The organism is Paenibacillus segetis (assembly GCF_014639155.1).
GTDB classification, from domain to species: Bacteria; Bacillota; Bacilli; order Paenibacillales; family Paenibacillaceae; genus Fontibacillus; species Fontibacillus segetis.
The window spans coordinates 1,177,936-1,196,183 of the sequence record NZ_BMFT01000001.1; the positions used below are offsets into that span (position 1 = coordinate 1,177,936).

The window sequence follows — 18,248 nt, forward strand, 5'->3', positions numbered from 1 at the left end:
ACCAAAGTTTAGAATAGGAAAAGGGAAATTCGTAAGCCCCCAAGAGGGCCTCGAATTTCCCTTTTTTAGTTTGGATTAATATTGAGTAATGCTTGTAACAGCAAGTTTCTTTTGAATGAAGTTTAGTCGTCCTAATAATAGGACAGCCGCAACTGCTAGACCACTGATCAGACCAATCCAATAACCGTAAGGGCCTTGCGATGTGTAATTCGCCAATATATAACCGAGTGGTAATCCAATGATCCAATAAGCAAGTAAGGTGATCCAAAAGGCAGGATTAACGTCCTTGTATCCTCGGAGCGCACCTTGAATTGGCGTCGCAATCGCGTCAGATATTTGAAAGAAGATAGCGTAGATTAAGAAATGTTTAATCATTATAACGACATTGCTGTTGTTTGAATATATTTCTGCCACGTTTTGGCGGAACAGCATCAGGATGACAGCTGTGAATAGCGACAGGATTGTAGCAGTACTGATACCTAGTACGGCATATTGTTTCGCATCTTTAATACGTGAGGCCCCTGTTTCATAACCTACGAGAATCGTCAATGCCATACAAATGCTATATGGAATCATATATAATGTTGTCGCGAAATTGTTAGCCGCTTGGTGAGCAGCAATCGTTACAGTATCGAATTGACTCATCAACAATGTAACGGCAGAAAATACTCCTGTTTCGAAGAAAATAGCAAAACCGATCGGCACACCAATCTTCATTAATTCCTTCCATTTGCTCAAGGATACGCGGTGAAATGTTCGAAAAATACCGAACGAAGCAAAGGCTTCTTTTTTATGGACGATAACTAGCGCCAACAAAAAGATACACCAATACGTAAAGGCAGTCGCGATTCCTGAACCAATTCCGCCGAGTCTGGGAAAACCCCAATGTCCAAAAATCAGTAAGTATCCCGCTCCAATATTTAGCGGAAGAGACACCAGTGTGATCAACATGGAAACTCTGGTTTGACCAAGAGCGTCAATAAAAGATCGGATAACGATATACCCGAATAGAGGGAGAACTCCTGTTGATAACGAAACAAGGTAATAAAAGGCGACATGATGGACCTTTGGCTCAAGATTCATGATGTTTAAAAGGGGAGAAATGAGCACTCCACCTGCAATCAGAACGACTATGCCAATTGCGATGGATAACCATAAAGCCTGGATCACATGATAACCTACCTTATCCCGCTCTTTAGCTCCTATTAACTGGGAGACGATCGGAGTGATTCCCATCAAGATTCCACTTAATCCTGTTTGAACGGGAATCCAGAAGCTGGTCCCAATAGCGACCCCAGCTAAATCGGCAGGACTAGCGTGACCCGACATCGTTGTGTCAAAAAAAGTCATTAACGACAACGTTACTTGTGTAATGAGAATAGGGATAAGAATGATTAGAAATTGACCGAATTTTTGCTTCCTTGTATTAGTAGCTTTCACTGACGTAAACTCCAATTCATCTAATTTTGAACATAAAAAGACCGCCTCTCTACCGTAGGGGCAAAAGAAACGGTCTGCATGTATTTCGGTTGTTTCAATTTTAGTGAAGATATGCCGCATTTTGATGCTCGCAGATGCTGAATTGGATGATTTCCAAGGCATCATTTGGTTCCAAGATGGTCAAGCCATCGCGGAGAACGATCATGGAGTTAAGTTCCTTATGATTGAAGAAAGGTAGCATATCAGGGAACCACTTCATAACAATTTGTGCAAGTTTTACCGTCTCCATATCCACATCAATCACCCTTTCCTCCTAGAATCATTCTTACGGAATCATTCTTAAATCGGAAAAGCACAAAGCTTGTGAAAAGGTAAAGCTGCTAAATATAGGATTGACTAAGGAACCGCATAAACACATTATAGCACAAAAAGAAGGAAGTTAAATGGGAGTTCCGTACGTATGGTACAAAGGAACTGAATTATCGTTTCCGGAATGATCCCATGATCCCGACCGTCTCCACGATATTAACAAAAGCATTCGGATCGCATTGTTTAATAATATTTCTTAATTCGACTAATTCATAACGTGTAGTTACGGTCATTAACATGTCCTTTTCTTTGTGGGTGAAAGCCCCTTGGGTCTTGATTAACGTAACTCCTCGTGGTAACTTCAACAAACTCGATAATAGCTCTTCAGTCTTGTCGGTAACAATAAATAAGGTGACTTTGATATGACTGATATGAATTAAATCAACTACTTTTCCACAAACGTATATAGATACCATGGAAGCCAAAGCCAAATTCCAATTGTTGTCTAAGTATCCCATGGCTAAAATGACGATAGCATTCATGGCAACTAGCACATTCCCGATGGGGAAATCACGATATTGGGAAATGATGGACCCTACGATATCGAAACCACCTGAAGAACCACCCGCTCGAAACGAAATGCCACTTCCAATTCCGACCAAAACACCACCAAAGACAGCGGATAACAGCATATCCGTAACTAGGAGGTTCACCGGTATTACAGCGATAAACCAAGTAACGCTGATAACGGACAATATACTAAATCCAATATATCGTTTGCCGAGCATGAATAATCCGGCGATGAGGATTGGAATGTTGTATAAAAAGTACATGACACTTAAATTTAGAGGTGTGAAATAACCCGTTAACATGGCTAAACCTGAAACGCCCCCACTAAGTAAATGATGAGGAACGAGGAATAAATTAAAACCCGAAGCGATTAAAGCAGCTCCAAAAACAACAATTAGACCATTTCTTACATCCTTTAACATGATGACTCACCTCACGAAGAATATGAAAGTAACCCAAGCCTGCTTGCTGGTGTTCTTTCATTGTTATGTGCTATAATGTTTGAGATATTCTTGAGTAGGGATCCTTTCCGACTTGACACTTATTTTTTTTGGGTCAAGAATATGGAAGTTTATGTAATGATCTAGTGCCGTATGTAAATTTTATAGGTTAATTGGAAAGCCTATAGACGTTGAACGCTACTTAAGAATACAGTCAAGAATGTGGATTGTCCACTATATAGAAGGAGTATGAATAAATTTGAACACATTTGCAGAGTTTGGCCTAGAGCCAAAGGTATTACAAGCAGTAACGGAACTTGGTTTTGAGGAAGCAACACCGATTCAAGCCAAGTCGATCCCCTTAGCTTTGGAAGGTCGCGATTTGATCGGACAAGCACAAACGGGGACAGGTAAGACGGCAGCTTTCGGTTTGCCACTGATTAACAAGATTGCCAAAGAAGAAGAAAAAATTGTGGCGCTTATTATGACACCAACACGTGAGCTCGCCATTCAGGTAGCTGAAGAAATTGGTAAATTAGCTCGGTTTAAAGGAACACGCTCCCTTCCGATTTATGGCGGTCAAGATATCGTTCGCCAAATTCGCGCTTTGAAAAGAAAACCTCAAATTATTATCGGTACTCCGGGCCGCTTGCTTGATCACATCAACCGGAAAACGATCAAACTTGATGATGTTCAAACTGTCGTACTAGATGAAGCGGATGAAATGCTTGATATGGGCTTCATGGACGACATTCAGTCGATTCTGAAGCTTGTCCCTGCAGAACGTCAAACAATGTTATTTTCAGCTACTATGCCCTCGAATATTCAACGGCTGGCTCAACAATTCCTGAAAAATCCTGAGCATGTCTCCGTTATTCCTAAACAGGTCAGCGCACCGTTGATCGACCAAGCTTACATTGAAGTACATGAGCGTCAAAAATTTGATGGGTTGACTCGTTTGCTTGATATGGAATCACCTGAACTAGCGATCGTCTTCGGTCGTACGAAACGCCGGGTAGACGAACTTGCAGAAGCTTTGCAGAAGCGTGGATACTCCGCTGATGGTTTGCATGGTGACTTGTCGCAGAACCAACGTGATAATGTTATGCGCAAATTCCGTGATGGCAGTATTGATGTCTTGGTAGCAACGGATGTAGCTGCACGTGGTCTCGACGTTTCAGGCGTTACTCATGTAGTTAACTTTGACTTGCCACAGGATCCTGAGAGCTATGTTCACCGTATTGGACGTACTGGACGTGCTGGTAAAGAAGGTGCGGCATGGTCTTTTGTCACCCCTCGTGAAATCGATCATCTGCACTTTATTGAACGGATTACTCGCCATAAGATCACTCGTAAACCATTGCCGAGCATTGCCGAAGCGATTGAAGGCAAACAACGTATTACGGCAGAGCGTATTATTGAACTCGTTGAAGCCGCTGAGTTGAACGAATATAAAGGTATGGCTATTCAAATGTTGGAGCAATATGACTCCGTTAATTTGCTAGCAGCAGCCTTCAAACTTATTACAGGTGAGAAGAACGATAAAGCCAACATCGAACTTACACCGGAAGAGCCGATTCGTGTAAAACGCCGGAACCCGGACATTCGTTCAAGTGGACGCAAACCTTCAGGTTATGGCAACCGTAGTGGCGGAAGCAACGGCGGTGGTGGATATCGCCGTGATAATCGTGATGGGGGTAGCAACCGTGGTAGTTATGGAAGTAACAACAAAGGTGGCTATAACAAAGAAGGTGGACGGGATTCATATCGTTCTTCTTCTGATCGCAAGCCTCGCCCAAGTTCTAGCAGCAGTAACAGACCTGCGAAACGTACTGAGAATAACTCCACTGACAACTAATTTCTGGTTGTTTAATAAAAGAAGACGAAGTGTTAACCACTTTCGTCTTCTTTATTTTTTATTTAATTAAATACATGCACGGCTCACAATGACAAGAAGAATGAACAATACCAGAATCGTACCAGTAGATGTAAAAAATCCACCAACATGTGACATGAAATGACCTCCTTTTTGAAGTTGTTAACTGTAATAAGTTATAATTTACGGTATATACTATGGCACAATAAACTACTAAGTTTAGACTTTAACCCAGAACTGTCAAAATAGGCGGTGGATTGCGATTAGGTTATCATGTATAGTTATAAGTAGAGAGATTGATTTACTACTGGAGAGGAGTAATACTTTTGGAATACAAAGGACTAATGGGTGGATTCTACAAAATAACGGAATGGATCATGAGGATATCGGGTAGCAATTTGCTATGGATCGTTTGTTCGATACCATTCTTATTTTTCTTGATGACTTACGGTATATCTGCAGATGAGGCTGTTAGAGCATCGTCGGTATGGTTTATGGGAATTTTGGCACCGTTTACAGTGTTTCCGGCAACGTCTGCATTGTTCTCTGTGGCTCGTAAATGGGTTATGGGTGAAGCGGATCTGAGCGTTATAAAAGTGTATTTCAAAGGTTATAAAGAAAATTATAAGCAAAGCATGTTAGGCGGTCTTTTTTACACTCTGCTGATCGTCATTATGGTTGTAGATTATAACGTTTATATGAAAGAGCTTAAGAATCTACAAATCATTGGAATGATTATGCTTGTCTTGTTGTTAGTCCTCTTTATTTCGCTATTTAACTTCTTTTCGCTTGTGGCACATTATCACTTGAAAGTGACATTGTTAATTAAGAACTCGATTTTATTGACGTTAATCAGCCCGCTGCGGTCACTGTATACGGTAATATTTACAGTTGTATTAGCGATGGTTACCTTTAAATTTCCGTGGCTTATTTTCTTTGGATTCGGTAGTTTGACGGCGTATATGGCATTTTTCAATTTCAATGCGGCCTACAATAAGCTTCAAGCTAAGGCAGAGAAGATGAAAGCATCTGAAGAGGGGACGGATCAAGAGGGTGGAGAGAATTCATCGCTTGAACTTCCTGATGGAAAGAATTCGGAGAAGTAGTTAACAAGGTTTACTTTTGCATTTTGAAGTTTTATAATGGGTTTACGTCCTGCGATGTACGTTTCGGTTCTATGTTGTTTTGAACCAATGACGATGTCTTGGGAGACTCATATTGCGCCGCCACCGAAAGGCCTTATCCATCTGGATGTGGGGACTTCGAAAGCGTCGCTGCGGTCACCCACCTGCTATAGCAGGTTCGAGACAATGTAACCGGACGGCATAGGCGGGTCTCTTGTTACTTATGGTTAACAGCACCTTATATCTTCCTTGTGGAAGGTGACGGGTGCTGTTTTTTGTTTAAGAAGTGATATGTTTACTTTTGTTTGTTACTCAACAATGGTAAACTATAGTATAAAGAAAACGCATACCTTAATTTCTGTTGGGGAGTAATGAAGGAGGAAGAATAGGTTGTCATTCAAAAGAACATTAACCGGTATTTTTCGTAGCCAAGAAGGAACGAGCGACCGTGCCAAGATGCCTGAATTAAAAACGAGATATTATCAATTGTCCAGGGACAAGGTTTGGGAGGATGTCTCTTCCACTTTGAAGAAAATACCGGGATACAAAGTATTACATGAGGTTCCTTCAGTAGGTGAAATCACTTTAGAGAAGCGCACTAGCTTTGGACGGACGATGGATATTACGGTTTCTGTCATTTCGACTGGCCCGGTTCGTACAGCGATAGATGTTTATTCTGCGACTCGTGGATCTCTTGGTGACCTGGGAGCGAATTACCGCAATATTATGCAATTGCTAGCTATATTAGATAAGAAATTCTCATCATATAGAGTGTCTTGATAGGGCTAGGAATACAGCAAAAAGCGAGTAGGGAGCGATACTCCTCCTACTCGCTTTTCGTTCATTTGATCGAACTAAGCTAAGAGTTCTTTGACGGCTGCTACTGGTTTATCATAGTCGGGGTGTTCCGACATTTCATTTAGATACTCGACATAGCGAATCGTGTTATCTTTGTCTAATACAAACACGGCACGATGATCAAGTTTAAATTCTTTAATCAGAACGCCATAATCTTTACCGAAGGAATTTTCCTTATAGTCAGATAAAGTGATTACGGATTCTATGCCAGCCGCACCGCACCAGCGTGCTTGGGCAAACGGCAGATCCACGCTTACAGTAAGGATGACGACATCCTCACCTAGATCTGCGGCTGCTTGGTTGAAGCGCCGGGTTTGAGCGTCACAGACGCCTGTATCAAGGGAGGGCACGACACTGATGAGTTTGATCTTGCCAGCATAATCCTGAAGGCTTACCTCTTCAAGTAAGTTCTTGATTAACTTGAAATCAGGAGCGGTATCGCCTACTTTCAGTTCTGGACCGATCAGGGTGATGGGATTGCCTTTGAATGTAGCGACGCTTGCACGTTCTTGTGTCATTTTAATTATCCTCCTAAACATTGTATAATTGATATTATTCAATTTTAATTATAGTCTTTTTAAAAAGCTTTTGTCCAACTTAAGGAAATACTCAAAGGAAAAGGAAGATTAATATGATTTTTATTCGTTATGAGAATTGGAGAAGTTATCTTCGATATTATCCTGTTACATGTCTGATCCTAGCTGCGAATTTGATTATGTTCCTTATTGTCGCAACGCATGGAGGTTCTGGGAACGTTTTAACCCTACTTAAATATGGCGCGATGACTAACATTGAGCCTTTTGCAAGTGAATGGTGGAGAATGATCTCGTCAATGTTTCTTCATGGGGGCTTCAATCATTTGTTCTCGAATTGTTTTGCAATCCTGGTATTTGCTCCGCCTTTGGAACGACTAATGGGCCACTCTAAGTATTTATTGCTCTATTTAGGAAGCGGACTCATAGGGAATCTGATTAGTTTGCTAGTGTATCTCCAATCTTCGGAACCGCATATATCTGTGGGAGCTTCAGGGGCAGTCTATGGGGTTTACGGAGCATTTTTGTATATTGCCTTGCTTCAACGTGGTTTGATGGATGAGAGCTCGCGTAAAACGCTATACAGCTTGCTTATGGTTGGTGTCGTGTTCTCATTTGTGGTAACTCAAGTGAATTGGGTAGCGCATTTTGGTGGTTTAGCGGGTGGCTTCCTGCTCTATGCATTAATGAACTTGTTTGTAAAACGTCGTTGAACCCTATGGGGGGAAATGGTAAAGTTGGTATAATGAGAGGAAGCGAAATGGAGCGATATAATTCGTGGAACTGAGACAGCTACAATATTTTGTAAAAGTTGCACAAAAAGAGCATGTAACTCAGGCAGCTGAGGAGCTTCATGTAGCTCAATCTGCTGTAAGCAGGCAGATTCATCAATTGGAAGAAGAGCTTGGTGTTAACTTGTTCATGCAAAAGGGAAGAAATTTACACCTGACGGCAGTAGGTCAGTTGTTCTGTGATCGGGTCGAGACGATTCTTAAAGACTTAGATCGCGCGGTAAATGAAGTTCACGAGTTTCTGGATCCTGAGCATGGGGAGATTCGACTTGGGTTTCCGAATAGTCTAGGCATTCATTTAATCCCCAGTGTTGTTGCTGAATTTCGTAAACTATTTCCAAACGTAAAGTTTAGGTTTAAGCAAGGGACTTATCCAACACTTATCCGTGATATCATTTCAGCAGAAGTGGATTTGGCATTTATTTCACCTTTTCCAGAAGGCCATGATCAAGTGACTGGTAACGTTGTGTTGACAGAGGATTTGGTCGCGATCCTCCCACCAAATCATCATTTAGCCGGAGAACAGAGCATTCGATTAAACCAGCTGAAGGATGATAAATTTATTCTCTTTAGTAAAGGCTATTCTCTTCGCCCGATTGTGTGGCATGCTTGTCTTGAAGCGGGTTTCACGCCGAAAATTGCCTTTGAAGGAGAAGAGACGGATACTATCCGTGGTCTTGTGGCTGCAGGAATGGGAGTCAGCTTGCTTCCGGAGATGGCGCTCTATCAGAGTTTCTCGCTGCAACCAAGCAGATTGCGTGTTTCCGAACCGAGGGTGACTCGAACAATCGGTTTGATTCATCGTACGGATGAGAAATTACCATTGGTGGCTCAATCGTTTCGTGGATTCCTTCTAGAATACTTCGGATTACAGGTAGATACGCCTCCAGTTAAATAAGAATGTGGCATTATTGGATTATTAAAAAGGAGCTATTCTCAGTAGATGTGTCTACTGGAGAATAGCTCCTTTTTGGATAACGATTAAATAGCTCTATATTTCTTAGTCGCGGTTATTGTTAACGAACATAAGGATTAAACGTGCTAGTTCGAGTAGGGAGACTAGCGCAGCGGCTACATACGTTAATGCGGCTGCGTTAAGAACCTTAGCTACACCTTGTTCATCCTGATTAGACGCAAGTCCATTACTCAGCATAATCCGCCGGGCGCGATTGCTGGCATCGAACTCGACTGGTAAAGTAACCAATTGAAACAGAACGGCTGCAGAGAAGAAAACAATTCCTAGGCCTACCAAGTTAAAGAATCCGAATAGAAAACCAGCCAATATCATGAATGGGGCGATTCCCGATGCAAAATTTACGAAAGGAAACATACGATGACGTAATACAAGCATAGGATAAGCTTCTTTGTGTTGAATAGCGTGCCCAACTTCGTGACAAGCTACTGCTACAGCTGAGACTGAACTTTCATGGTAGACAGGTTCGGACAAACGAACAACACGTTTGATTGGGTCGTAGTGGTCAGATAAGGTTCCGCTTACTGGTTCTATAGGAACATCATATAACCCATTAGCATCGAGCATACGGCGTGCAGCTTCACGCCCCGTTAATCCATAAGTATTAGGAACTTCCGAAAATTTATTGAAAGTCCCCTTAACTCGGAACTGAGCCCACATCGATAATGCGAAAGCTATAATGATCGGAATGTACATAAGATTAGAATTCATAAACATGCCTCCATAGTTGAATTGTTGATGATTACGTAAAAGGGCCGTGATTTAGCAAGATGTTTAATGCCTCGATGCAAGCGAGACTTTGCGGCATTAAATGTGAGAACGCTCGGCGAGCTTGATTAGGCTGTAAGTTAGAAATAAGTGGCTCGAGTTCTTTAACTTGGCGTTGAAGTTGTACCATCTGAATCTCAAGTGAAGATAATTTCTCTGTTACTTGCTCCTCAGGGCTCACTTTATTCCATTGCTCCAGCTTTTCGCGGATCTCTTCTAACGTATACTTCTCTTGTTTCATCTCATTAATACGTTCCAACCGGGTTAAGGTTTCAGAACTATATAAACGATAATTCTTCTGGGTTCGTGTCTCTGGAGTAATTAATCCGAGCTTCGTGTAATAGTCGATGGTACGTTCGCTGACATCTGCTGCTTTAGCTAATTCTCCGATTCGAAATAGTTTCATATCTCCAATAGGCTCACCCCTCCACATATACTTAATTTTATCTATCTCTATGTAGCTAATGATACCTGAATTACAACAGTACAGTCAAACGTTATGCTTTAAATTACTTAGTAACTTTCTTATCGATGTAATTGAATGTTACATATAATGTTACGAAAAGTGCAAAATAAAACATTTTTTTCAGAAAACTATTGTCATATCCGTATATTTGGTCTTATAATCACCTTAACAATTTGAATTGTGTAAGGAAACATGACATTGAAGGGGCGGGGTAATATGAAAAGAAAGTGGCTGTTTGGATTATTAGGTGTAGTTGCAGTATTAGCTTTTCCGATGTCAGCATTTGCTGCAGATGGTGAGGTTACAAACACGGTATTAGAAGTTGGACTGAATTCGTTGTTCGTATTCCTTGCTGCTATGTTGGTATTTTTTATGCAAGCAGGGTTCGCTCTATTAGAAGCTGGTACAGTACGGATGAAAAATGCAGGTCATGTCGCAGGTAAAACTGTACTGACTTTGGGTATTACAGTTATTGTTTGGTGGGCTTTTGGTTTTGGTTTCGCTTTTGGTGATGGTAATAGCTTTTTGGGAACAACCGGGTTCTTATTTGGAGGAGACGGAGCGATTGGCTCGTTTAGTGTCTTTTCAGAAGTTGGAGTTTCTCTTAACCTGATGTTCTTGTTCCAAATGGCATTTGCTGCTGTATCGCTTGCTATTGCTTGTGGTGGTATGGCTGAGCGTGCAAAGCTTAGTGTATACATTATATTCGGTGTGATATTCACGATTGTTATTTATCCGATTGTAGCTCACTGGGTATGGGGCGGTGGCTGGTTAGGAAACCTCGGTATGCAGGATTACGCTGGTTCGACTGTGGTCCATCTCACAGGTGCAACGGCAGCTTTGGTAGCTGCACTTCTACTCAAACCACGTTTAGGTAAGTACAACAAAGAAGGGAAGCCGAATAGCATTCCAGGTCATAACCAAGTGTTGACGGTTTTAGGGGTTATCATTTTATGGATCGGCTGGTTTGGGTTTAACCCGGGCAGCGCATTGACACCACTAGGTGATGGATTTTTCGGATATGTTCTGATGACAACCAATTTGGCTGCCGCTGCGGGTGGAGTTGCTGCGCTCTTAATCTCTTGGATGATTCTTGGTAAATCGGATATTCCGAGTATGTTAAATGGTGTCTTGGCCGCTCTTGTAGCGATTACCGGATCTTGTGCATTTGTAGACCCTTGGGCATCCGTTGTGATCGGTGCGGTTGCAGGTGTGCTTACTTTCTTCACAGCTAGATGGTTTGAACGTTCAGGGCTTGATGATCCAATCTGTGCATTCTCAGTTCACGGCATTGCGGGGGTATGGGGAGCTATTTCCACAGGTTTATTCGCAACACCAGAGCTCGCGGAAAAAACAGGAGTTGGTAAAGCAGGGTTGTTCTACGGTGGTGGCTTTGAACAATTGGGTGTTCAAGTGCTAGGTGTAATTGGAACTTTTGCTTTCGTATTCGTTCTGTCCTTCCTGGTCATGGGTGCGATGAAATATTTAACGGGTTTACGTGTCACTGAGGAAGAAGAGATGATGGGGCTTGATATTAGTGAGCATGGTACTTATGGGTACCCAGAACAAATGAGTTTGTTGAACTCAAGTGCTAAGAATACTTCGGTCTAACATTTATTAAAGTACCTATTTATCTTGATTAAGTTGAGGTTCTAACCAAGAAAGGGAGTGTGGCCATGAGCAACGGAATAGACCGCGATATCGTTAAGTTTACATCGATATCGTCGGCCTCCTCTCCTGAATTGTTGAAGATGGCCAGGATTAAGGAACAAGCGGCGATTTACGACAGCTTAGCAACCTTATCCATTGGGAAATGGAACCAGATTGTTTGCGGCATGCATGATGAGATCATGACTAGAGCTGTGACGCTGTGTGAAGAAGCCTTAATTCAGGAGGGTTTCGGCCCTCCACCTACCTCATATGCTTTCGTGACATTTGGTAGCGCTGGGCGTGGTGAACAAACGCTATGGAGTGACCAAGATAATGGGTTGATTATAGGGGAGAGTAGCACAAGTGAGGAAGAAGAGATAACCTTCTATTTTGAACAATTTGGTCTGAGACTTTCCAGTATTTTAGAGGAAGTTGGCTATCCTTTATGTCCCGGTAATGTCATGATATCTAATCCTTTATGGCGGAAGAATCTTCGAGATTGGGAGAGGCAATTGTGGTTCTGGAGCGGTCTAAGAGGTTGGGAGCAAGTTCGTTATTTAATGATTGCTGCAGATCTACGTCATGTAACAGGGGATCAAGTATTGACCATAACGCTTAGGGCGTCTATAACCCGGGTGATGGAGCAAAATGGGGATTCGGACAATGATCTCTGCGCTGCTGTTCTTCGCAATACAGTGAGACATAAAGCAGCCCTAAATGTTCTGGGACAAGTGATTACGGAGCAATCGGGCCAATATACGGGAGATTTCGATGTGAAGTATGGTCTCTATATCCCAATTGTAAATGCTATTCGTTATTTAGCTTTACATTATGGTGTAGAGTCTCCTTCTACTTACGATAGAATATCGCAGTTAGAACAGCTTGAAGCGGTACCGGTTCGAGAGCTAGATTCTTGCCGAAAGGCCCTGGATACAGCGATAAGATTGAGATCTCTAATGTCCGGCGTAGATGAGAAAGGCATGCTAACTGGGAATAATTATTTGCCTCAGACTTTGATCAGACAGAAAGAAGTTAGACTAGAGCTACGGGAGGCTCTAAGTACGGTGCGACTGATGTATCGCACATTACAGAGACAGCATCGATATGCGGAGAGGAATTGGTTATGAATGAGCAAATGAAGGGTAATGGTGGGTTCTGGGACACCTTGAAAAATGGGGGAGGTTCTCCACGTATTGCATCAATGCTTGGAGCTCCTAGCGCTCAACAAATAGCCTTTGTTCGCTCGCTGACCAAGGGACAGCGGAGACCCGAATCTTTGAGGATTCCACTTACAGAACTAAAGACGGCTGTGTTTGATCTAGAAACCACGGGTTTCCATTATCATTATGGTGATGAAATTCTATCGTTTGGTGCGATTAAAGTAGAAGGGCAGGAAATTAGCGAAGACGTATATTATTCTTTAGCTCAGCCTGCTTGTACGATACCTGAGCGGATTGTTGAGTTAACTGGAATTACAAGAGAAATGGCGCAGGATGCCCCGGTGTTGTTAGAAGCTTTACGAGGATTTATGTCATTTGTGGATGATCGAGTGCTTATCGCCCATGGTAGTGCACATGATAAAGCTTTTCTGGATGTTGCACTCTGGAAGACGACAAAGGCTCACTTGGGACACCGCGTTCTAGATACAATGATGATCGCACGGAAGTTAGAACCAACACGTGGTATATCTGGACTCGACGACTGGTTAGCTGCTTATGAGATTCCCGTTACACAGCGACATCATGCATTGGAAGATGCAAAAATGACAGCGAAGCTGTGGATCAATCTCATTCAACGCTTAAATGAACGAGGGGTTGTTACTTTGGGTGATCTCTACGCTTATTTGAGCAGAAGCTAGGTAGCTGGAAAATGAACCGAATAATGATCGTGATATTACCGTCCGGATTACCGGGCGGTTTTGTATTGTGTACAAGTATCGCTGTGAGTTAATTAACTATTAAGTCAATGACTTTATGCTCTTAAAGATCTTTTAATTGAAACAATTTGCGAAATAAGGATACAATAGCATATGAATGGCAAAGAAACTAACCATTACATATCACATAAAGGACGTTGTAGGATGAATCGAAACAGATGGATTTTGATTGGCCTATTGCTTCTGCTGGGGGTCGCCCTATATGGAAACACTGGGAAAGGACTATTGTCCTTTGTAAGAACTACCGATAAATCAGAAACAGAAACTAATCTCGATCAAAATAGCGAATCATTGAGCGCTTTGGCTGCGGCTGGAGCACCTAAACCGGGGAGTGCAACACCTGAGTTCACACTCAAGGGGCTGGATGGAAAGTCATATCAGGTTGGTGGGCAGCGCGAGAAGCCGTTGTTGCTTAATTTCTGGGCATCTTGGTGTGATCCCTGCAAGGAAGAGGCTCCTGACTTAGTTGATCTAGCGGGTAAATATAGCGACAAGCTTGATGTTTATGCTGTGAATGTTACGCAGTACGACAAGATAGACAACGTTAAAGAGTTTGTGGAAACGTATAACTACACATTTCCGGTTTTATTAGATGAGAAGGAAGAGGTTTTTCGTAAATTTAACGGGGCTGCTTTTCCAACAAATGTATTGATCGATAAAAATGGAGTAATACAAGAACTGGTTATAGGCGTTCTCTCTGCAGAAGAGTTAGAAGCCAAAATAAAAAAGTTAGTAGATTGATATTAAAAAGGGGATACCTATACTGAATAGGTGTCCCCTTTGTCTTAATTAATGGTTATTTAACCCCCGGCCAGCTGAAGGGATTTCTTCATAATCTGCTCGTTTGGTTTGCCGCAAAAGGGCATAACGGAGACTATCTACTAGCGCTTCCCAGCTCGCTTCAATAACATTGCTTGATACTCCTACAGTATTCCATGAGTTAGTGACATCAGTAGACTCAATCAATACTCTAACTTTCGAAGCGGTGGCGTCTTTGTCATCGAGGACACGAACTTTATAGTCGGACAAGTGCATATTCTGCAATCCAGGGTAATAGCTTATGAGGGCTTTGCGAAGTGCATTGTCTAGTGCGTTCACAGGCCCATTTCCTTCGGCTGCTGTATATACGCTTGTACCGTCGATGTTCAGCTTAACGAAAGCTTCAGATACAACATGATTTCCTGCTGTTTTTTCCACCAACATTTTAAATGATTCGAAAGTGAATAGTTCTTTAAGTTCACCGTTCGCTTGGCGTAGAAGCAGTTCCAACGAGGCGTCAGCGCCTTCGAATTGGTATCCCTCATGCTCTAAGTCTTTGATCTTGGAGATCACATCGCGAGTGCTATCGTTATCCGAACTAAGCTCAATACCCATTTCCTGTGCTTTGGATAAAATATTACTCTGTCCAGCAAGCTCAGAGACCAGTATACGTTGATGGTTTCCTACAGTTTCTGGAGCGATATGTTCATAGGTTCGAGAATCGCGAAGGATCGCAGATACATGAATTCCACCTTTGTGGGCAAACGCTGAGGAGCCAACATACGGCTGGTTAATCGGCATATGCACATTGGCGATCTCACTGACATAGCGAGCGGTACTTGTTAATTGTTTAAGTTGATCTGGTTCTAGTACGTTATAACCTAGTTTAAGTTGTAAGCTAGGAATAACTGAGCACAGATTGGCATTGCCACAACGTTCACCATAACCGTTCATCGTACCTTGAATTTGCTTCGCTCCGGCGCGTACCGCACTGATGGCGTTGGCAACGGCTAGTTCACAGTCATTGTGTGTATGAATACCAAGTCTGGCGGAGGTGACCTGTCCTGCCACTACGGTAACGATATCGTGAACCTCATGGGGGAGTGATCCACCATTTGTATCGCACATAGTAAGCCAGTCTGCCCCGGCTTCTTCTGCTTTGCGTAAGACGGAAAGTGCGTAGGCTGGATTGTTCTTATACCCGTCGAAGAAGTGCTCGGCATCAAAAATAACTTCAAGTCCTTGACGCTTCAAATAAGCGATAGAATCGTAAATCATAGCTAGATTCTCATCAAGAGATGTCTGAAGAGCGGTGTGAACGTGGAAATCCCACGATTTACCGACCAGAGTGGCGGCTTGTGCGCCGGATTGAATCAAACTGTTCAGGTTGGAATCATGCTCAGCATTGCTATCTTTACGGCGAGTGCTCCCGAAGGCTGTAATCTTAGCTGATAGGCCAAGTTGCTTAACCCGATTGAAAAATTCAATATCTTTGTTGTTGCTTCCCGGGATACCGCCTTCAATATAATGAACACCCAACTGATCCAGTCTTTTAGCGATCTTCAACTTATCGTCAACAGACAGGCTGATGCCTTCGCCTTGAGTCCCGTCTCGCAATGTAGTGTCGAAGATAGATATGGCCTTTGACATGATGGAATTTATCCCCCTTTGGATGTCCTTGAATTTTGCGCTCTTAATTATAATTTTTTAATTATAACACCTGCTACCTTGTAATGTAACATGGTTTTTATTATTTTGCATACGTACCTGTTGACCCGATTCTTCTAAAAAAGGTATGCTGACACTAATAGTGGTAGTTCAAAAAGTCATCTTTTGATCACGAGGTATATCATGCTGCAGAATCGACATCGAATCTTGAATTCAGCCGGGGCTTCCGGTGCTCACGTAGGTTCTGCCAGTAGATGCTTTCGAAGGCGTTTTCTCCGAAAACGTGAAGCTCCGCTCCTCAGCCCCTAGCTTTATTCAACCTTCTCGGTGCTGAAAAGCTGACTTTTTGAACACGTAATAACAGTAACCCACGAAAAATGAGGGAGCACACTTGAAAAATATTGAGGATTATTACCCCACTAAGGGTAGGGTTGTTCTTCATGTTGATATGAATGCCTTCTATTGTTCTGTTCACGAAGCGGAGGAACCGGAGAAATACAAGGATCAGCCAACAGCGGTTGCCGGAAGTGTAGAGCTTCGTAAGGGTGTCATTGTAACGTGCTCGTACACCGCACGGAGAATGGGTATTTCCACGGGGATGACGGTTAGTCAGGGCCTTAAGAAATGTCCGCAATTGATTGTTATTTCGCCTGACTTTCATCTCTATCGCAAATATTCCAAAGCTTTTATGGCTATTGCGTATAGTTATACACCTCTCTTGCAGGCAGTGTCTATAGACGAATGTTACTTAGATATTACGGGTTCCAAACAGTTTGGGACGCCTCTTGATATAGCTCAAGCTATACAATCAAGGGTCGCCAGTGAATTGGGACTGCCTTGCTCTATTGGGATTGCTCCTAATAAACTATTGGCAAAAATGGCGTCTGATATGAAGAAGCCTAGAGGGATTACGGTGTTAAGGATCCGCGATGTGCCAGCATTGCTATGGGATAAACCTTGTAGCGATTTGTTTGGTATAGGTAAAAAGACAGCGGAAAAGCTGAAACGCTTATCAATCTATACGATTGGGCAATTGGCAGCGGCAGATGAACATCTCTTAGTGGAGCGATTTGGTGTAAATGGCTATTGGATGAAACAAGCTGCTAATGGACTAGATGATTCACCAGTCGTAGAGGAACGAGATAAGAACAAGTCAATTGGACATACTACAACAATGCCTCGTGATATCAGTGATATGGAGGATGTGCAACGTGTAATGCTTAATATAGCCGATCAGGTAGCTCGTCGGCTTCGTCGGCAAAATCTGGTTGCGCAAACGATCCAAATTACGATTCGAACTCCCGATATGGTAACAGTTACGCGTTCTCAGACACTTGGTAATGTGACCGAATCGGCAGAAGAAATATACAGAGAGGCCTGTGATTTGTACCGTCGTCATTTCCGCGGAGGGAAGCCGGTTCGACTTTTAGGGATTACTCTGCAAAATCTTCTCCCTAAAGAAGAGGCGGCCTTACAACTGGACCTATTTGAATATGAAAAACAACCGAAGAAGGAGTCACTTACGAAGGTGATGGATATGCTTCGAGATAAATTTGGAGAAGATGCTGTCCTAACAGCAGGTATGCTAGGTGACGATCCATCTACACTGATAAGAAATCATAAAATTAGGGGGACTTCACTGCAAAAGGTCGATATCCGAGAAAATCAAGAGGAATGATAACTATTATCAATGGAATAATCTACCGAATCAATTGAAATTGCTCACAGTTTATATTATATTGGTGTAGTTAATAATAATGCACGGGACTTGTACCGTTTATTATCAGGAGGAAGATAATTATGGCGAAATATACTTGGGTTGAAAAGGATACTTGTATTGCATGTGGAGCTTGTGGAGCAACAGCACCAGATATTTATGATTATGATGATGAAGGTTTGGCTGAAGTTATCTACAATGATGACGCTAACAAAGGTAATGTTGAAATTCCTGAAGATCTATTCGATGATCTGCAAGATGCAGCTGATGGATGCCCGACAGATTCTATCAAAATTGCGGATTGCCCATTCAACAAAGAAGGTTAAGAACAGTAACAATAAGAAGCTGGATCTAATGATTTGTGAAAATA

General features: G+C 42.4%; 19 protein-coding genes and 1 other RNA gene. 12 read left to right on the forward strand and 8 right to left on the reverse strand.

The features are described from left to right. Positions 1-75 precede the first annotated feature (75 nt). From IEW05_RS05145 to IEW05_RS05155, 3 genes are all read right to left on the reverse strand, one after another. A complete protein-coding gene (locus IEW05_RS05145; protein WP_188536457.1) occupies positions 76-1,440 on the reverse strand; it encodes an MATE family efflux transporter in 1,365 nt (454 codons plus the stop codon). A gap of 100 nt (positions 1,441-1,540) precedes the next feature. Continuing rightward, entirely contained in the window at positions 1,541-1,744 is a 204-nt protein-coding gene (locus IEW05_RS05150; RefSeq protein ID WP_188536459.1) for a hypothetical protein, read from the reverse strand. A gap of 175 nt (positions 1,745-1,919) precedes the next feature. Further along, on the reverse strand, positions 1,920-2,741 hold the full coding sequence (locus IEW05_RS05155; protein ID WP_188536461.1) for a YitT family protein: 822 nt from the start codon (positions 2,739-2,741) through the stop codon (positions 1,920-1,922). A 277-nt stretch (positions 2,742-3,018) separates the two neighbouring features. On the opposite strand from IEW05_RS05155, the gene cshA reads away from it, so the two are divergent. After that, positions 3,019-4,617, forward strand: a complete 1,599-nt coding sequence (cshA, locus tag IEW05_RS05160) for a degradosome RNA helicase CshA (RefSeq protein ID WP_188536463.1) — start codon at positions 3,019-3,021, stop codon at positions 4,615-4,617. Between the two features lie 66 nt (positions 4,618-4,683). Here cshA and IEW05_RS05165 read toward each other — a convergent pair whose 3' ends face one another. Beyond that, on the reverse strand, positions 4,684-4,773 hold the full coding sequence (locus IEW05_RS05165; protein WP_188536465.1) for a sporulation protein YjcZ: 90 nt from the start codon (positions 4,771-4,773) through the stop codon (positions 4,684-4,686). Between the two features lie 188 nt (positions 4,774-4,961). Between IEW05_RS05165 and IEW05_RS05170 the strand changes: the two genes are divergently transcribed. The 3 genes from IEW05_RS05170 (at position 4,962) to IEW05_RS05180 (ending at position 6,539) form a co-directional block, all read left to right on the forward strand. Next, positions 4,962-5,741: a YesL family protein gene (locus tag IEW05_RS05170; protein ID WP_188536468.1), complete on the forward strand. Its 780-nt coding sequence runs from the start codon at positions 4,962-4,964 to the stop codon at positions 5,739-5,741. A gap of 43 nt (positions 5,742-5,784) precedes the next feature. Next, a non-coding RNA gene (gene ssrS, locus IEW05_RS05175) (6S RNA) lies at positions 5,785-5,975 on the forward strand. Positions 5,976-6,149: 174 nt separating this feature from the next. Then, a complete protein-coding gene (locus IEW05_RS05180) occupies positions 6,150-6,539 on the forward strand; it encodes a DUF1499 domain-containing protein (protein ID WP_188536470.1) in 390 nt (129 codons plus the stop codon). Positions 6,540-6,613: 74 nt separating this feature from the next. Here the strand turns inward: IEW05_RS05180 and tpx are convergent, their stop codons facing one another. Next, positions 6,614-7,135, reverse strand: coding sequence for a thiol peroxidase (gene tpx, locus IEW05_RS05185; protein WP_188536471.1), 522 nt, complete (start codon positions 7,133-7,135; stop codon positions 6,614-6,616). A gap of 113 nt (positions 7,136-7,248) precedes the next feature. On the opposite strand from tpx, the gene IEW05_RS05190 reads away from it, so the two are divergent. Both IEW05_RS05190 and gltC read left to right on the forward strand, forming a co-directional pair. Beyond that, positions 7,249-7,863, forward strand: a complete 615-nt coding sequence (locus IEW05_RS05190; RefSeq protein ID WP_188536474.1) for a rhomboid family intramembrane serine protease — start codon at positions 7,249-7,251, stop codon at positions 7,861-7,863. Positions 7,864-7,927: 64 nt separating this feature from the next. Further along, the gene (gene gltC, locus IEW05_RS05195; protein WP_188536476.1) at positions 7,928-8,839 is read left to right on the forward strand and encodes a glutamate biosynthesis transcriptional regulator GltC; all 912 of its coding nucleotides are present in this window, start codon (positions 7,928-7,930) and stop codon (positions 8,837-8,839) included. A 102-nt stretch (positions 8,840-8,941) separates the two neighbouring features. Here gltC and IEW05_RS05200 read toward each other — a convergent pair whose 3' ends face one another. Next, complete coding sequence (locus IEW05_RS05200) at positions 8,942-9,625, reverse strand: zinc metallopeptidase (protein WP_188536478.1); 684 nt, start codon at positions 9,623-9,625, stop codon at positions 8,942-8,944. A 31-nt stretch (positions 9,626-9,656) separates the two neighbouring features. After that, positions 9,657-10,088, reverse strand: coding sequence for a MerR family transcriptional regulator (locus tag IEW05_RS05205; RefSeq protein WP_188536480.1), 432 nt, complete (start codon positions 10,086-10,088; stop codon positions 9,657-9,659). 276 nt (positions 10,089-10,364) lie between these two features. Between IEW05_RS05205 and IEW05_RS05210 the strand changes: the two genes are divergently transcribed. The 4 genes from IEW05_RS05210 (at position 10,365) to IEW05_RS05225 (ending at position 14,475) form a co-directional block, all read left to right on the forward strand. Beyond that, entirely contained in the window at positions 10,365-11,759 is a 1,395-nt protein-coding gene (locus IEW05_RS05210; protein WP_188536482.1) for an ammonium transporter, read from the forward strand. A 65-nt stretch (positions 11,760-11,824) separates the two neighbouring features. Beyond that, on the forward strand, positions 11,825-12,925 hold the full coding sequence (locus IEW05_RS05215; protein ID WP_188536484.1) for a DUF294 nucleotidyltransferase-like domain-containing protein: 1,101 nt from the start codon (positions 11,825-11,827) through the stop codon (positions 12,923-12,925). Next, the gene (locus tag IEW05_RS05220; protein ID WP_188536486.1) at positions 12,922-13,656 is read left to right on the forward strand and encodes an exonuclease domain-containing protein; all 735 of its coding nucleotides are present in this window, start codon (positions 12,922-12,924) and stop codon (positions 13,654-13,656) included. Before IEW05_RS05215 ends, IEW05_RS05220 begins: the two co-directional genes overlap by 4 nt. Positions 13,657-13,878: 222 nt before the next feature. Then, complete coding sequence (locus tag IEW05_RS05225) at positions 13,879-14,475, forward strand: TlpA family protein disulfide reductase (RefSeq protein WP_188536488.1); 597 nt, start codon at positions 13,879-13,881, stop codon at positions 14,473-14,475. A 48-nt stretch (positions 14,476-14,523) separates the two neighbouring features. Here IEW05_RS05225 and cimA read toward each other — a convergent pair whose 3' ends face one another. Next, entirely contained in the window at positions 14,524-16,143 is a 1,620-nt protein-coding gene (gene cimA / locus IEW05_RS05230) for a citramalate synthase (RefSeq protein ID WP_188536490.1), read from the reverse strand. 409 nt (positions 16,144-16,552) lie between these two features. Here cimA and IEW05_RS05235 point away from each other — a divergent pair, with 409 nt between their 5' ends. Together IEW05_RS05235 and IEW05_RS05240 are read left to right on the forward strand one after the other, a co-directional pair. Continuing rightward, on the forward strand, positions 16,553-17,839 hold the full coding sequence (locus IEW05_RS05235) for a DNA polymerase IV (protein WP_188536492.1): 1,287 nt from the start codon (positions 16,553-16,555) through the stop codon (positions 17,837-17,839). 122 nt (positions 17,840-17,961) lie between these two features. After that, on the forward strand, positions 17,962-18,204 hold the full coding sequence (locus IEW05_RS05240; protein ID WP_188536494.1) for a ferredoxin: 243 nt from the start codon (positions 17,962-17,964) through the stop codon (positions 18,202-18,204). Positions 18,205-18,248: the final 44 nt, after the last annotated feature.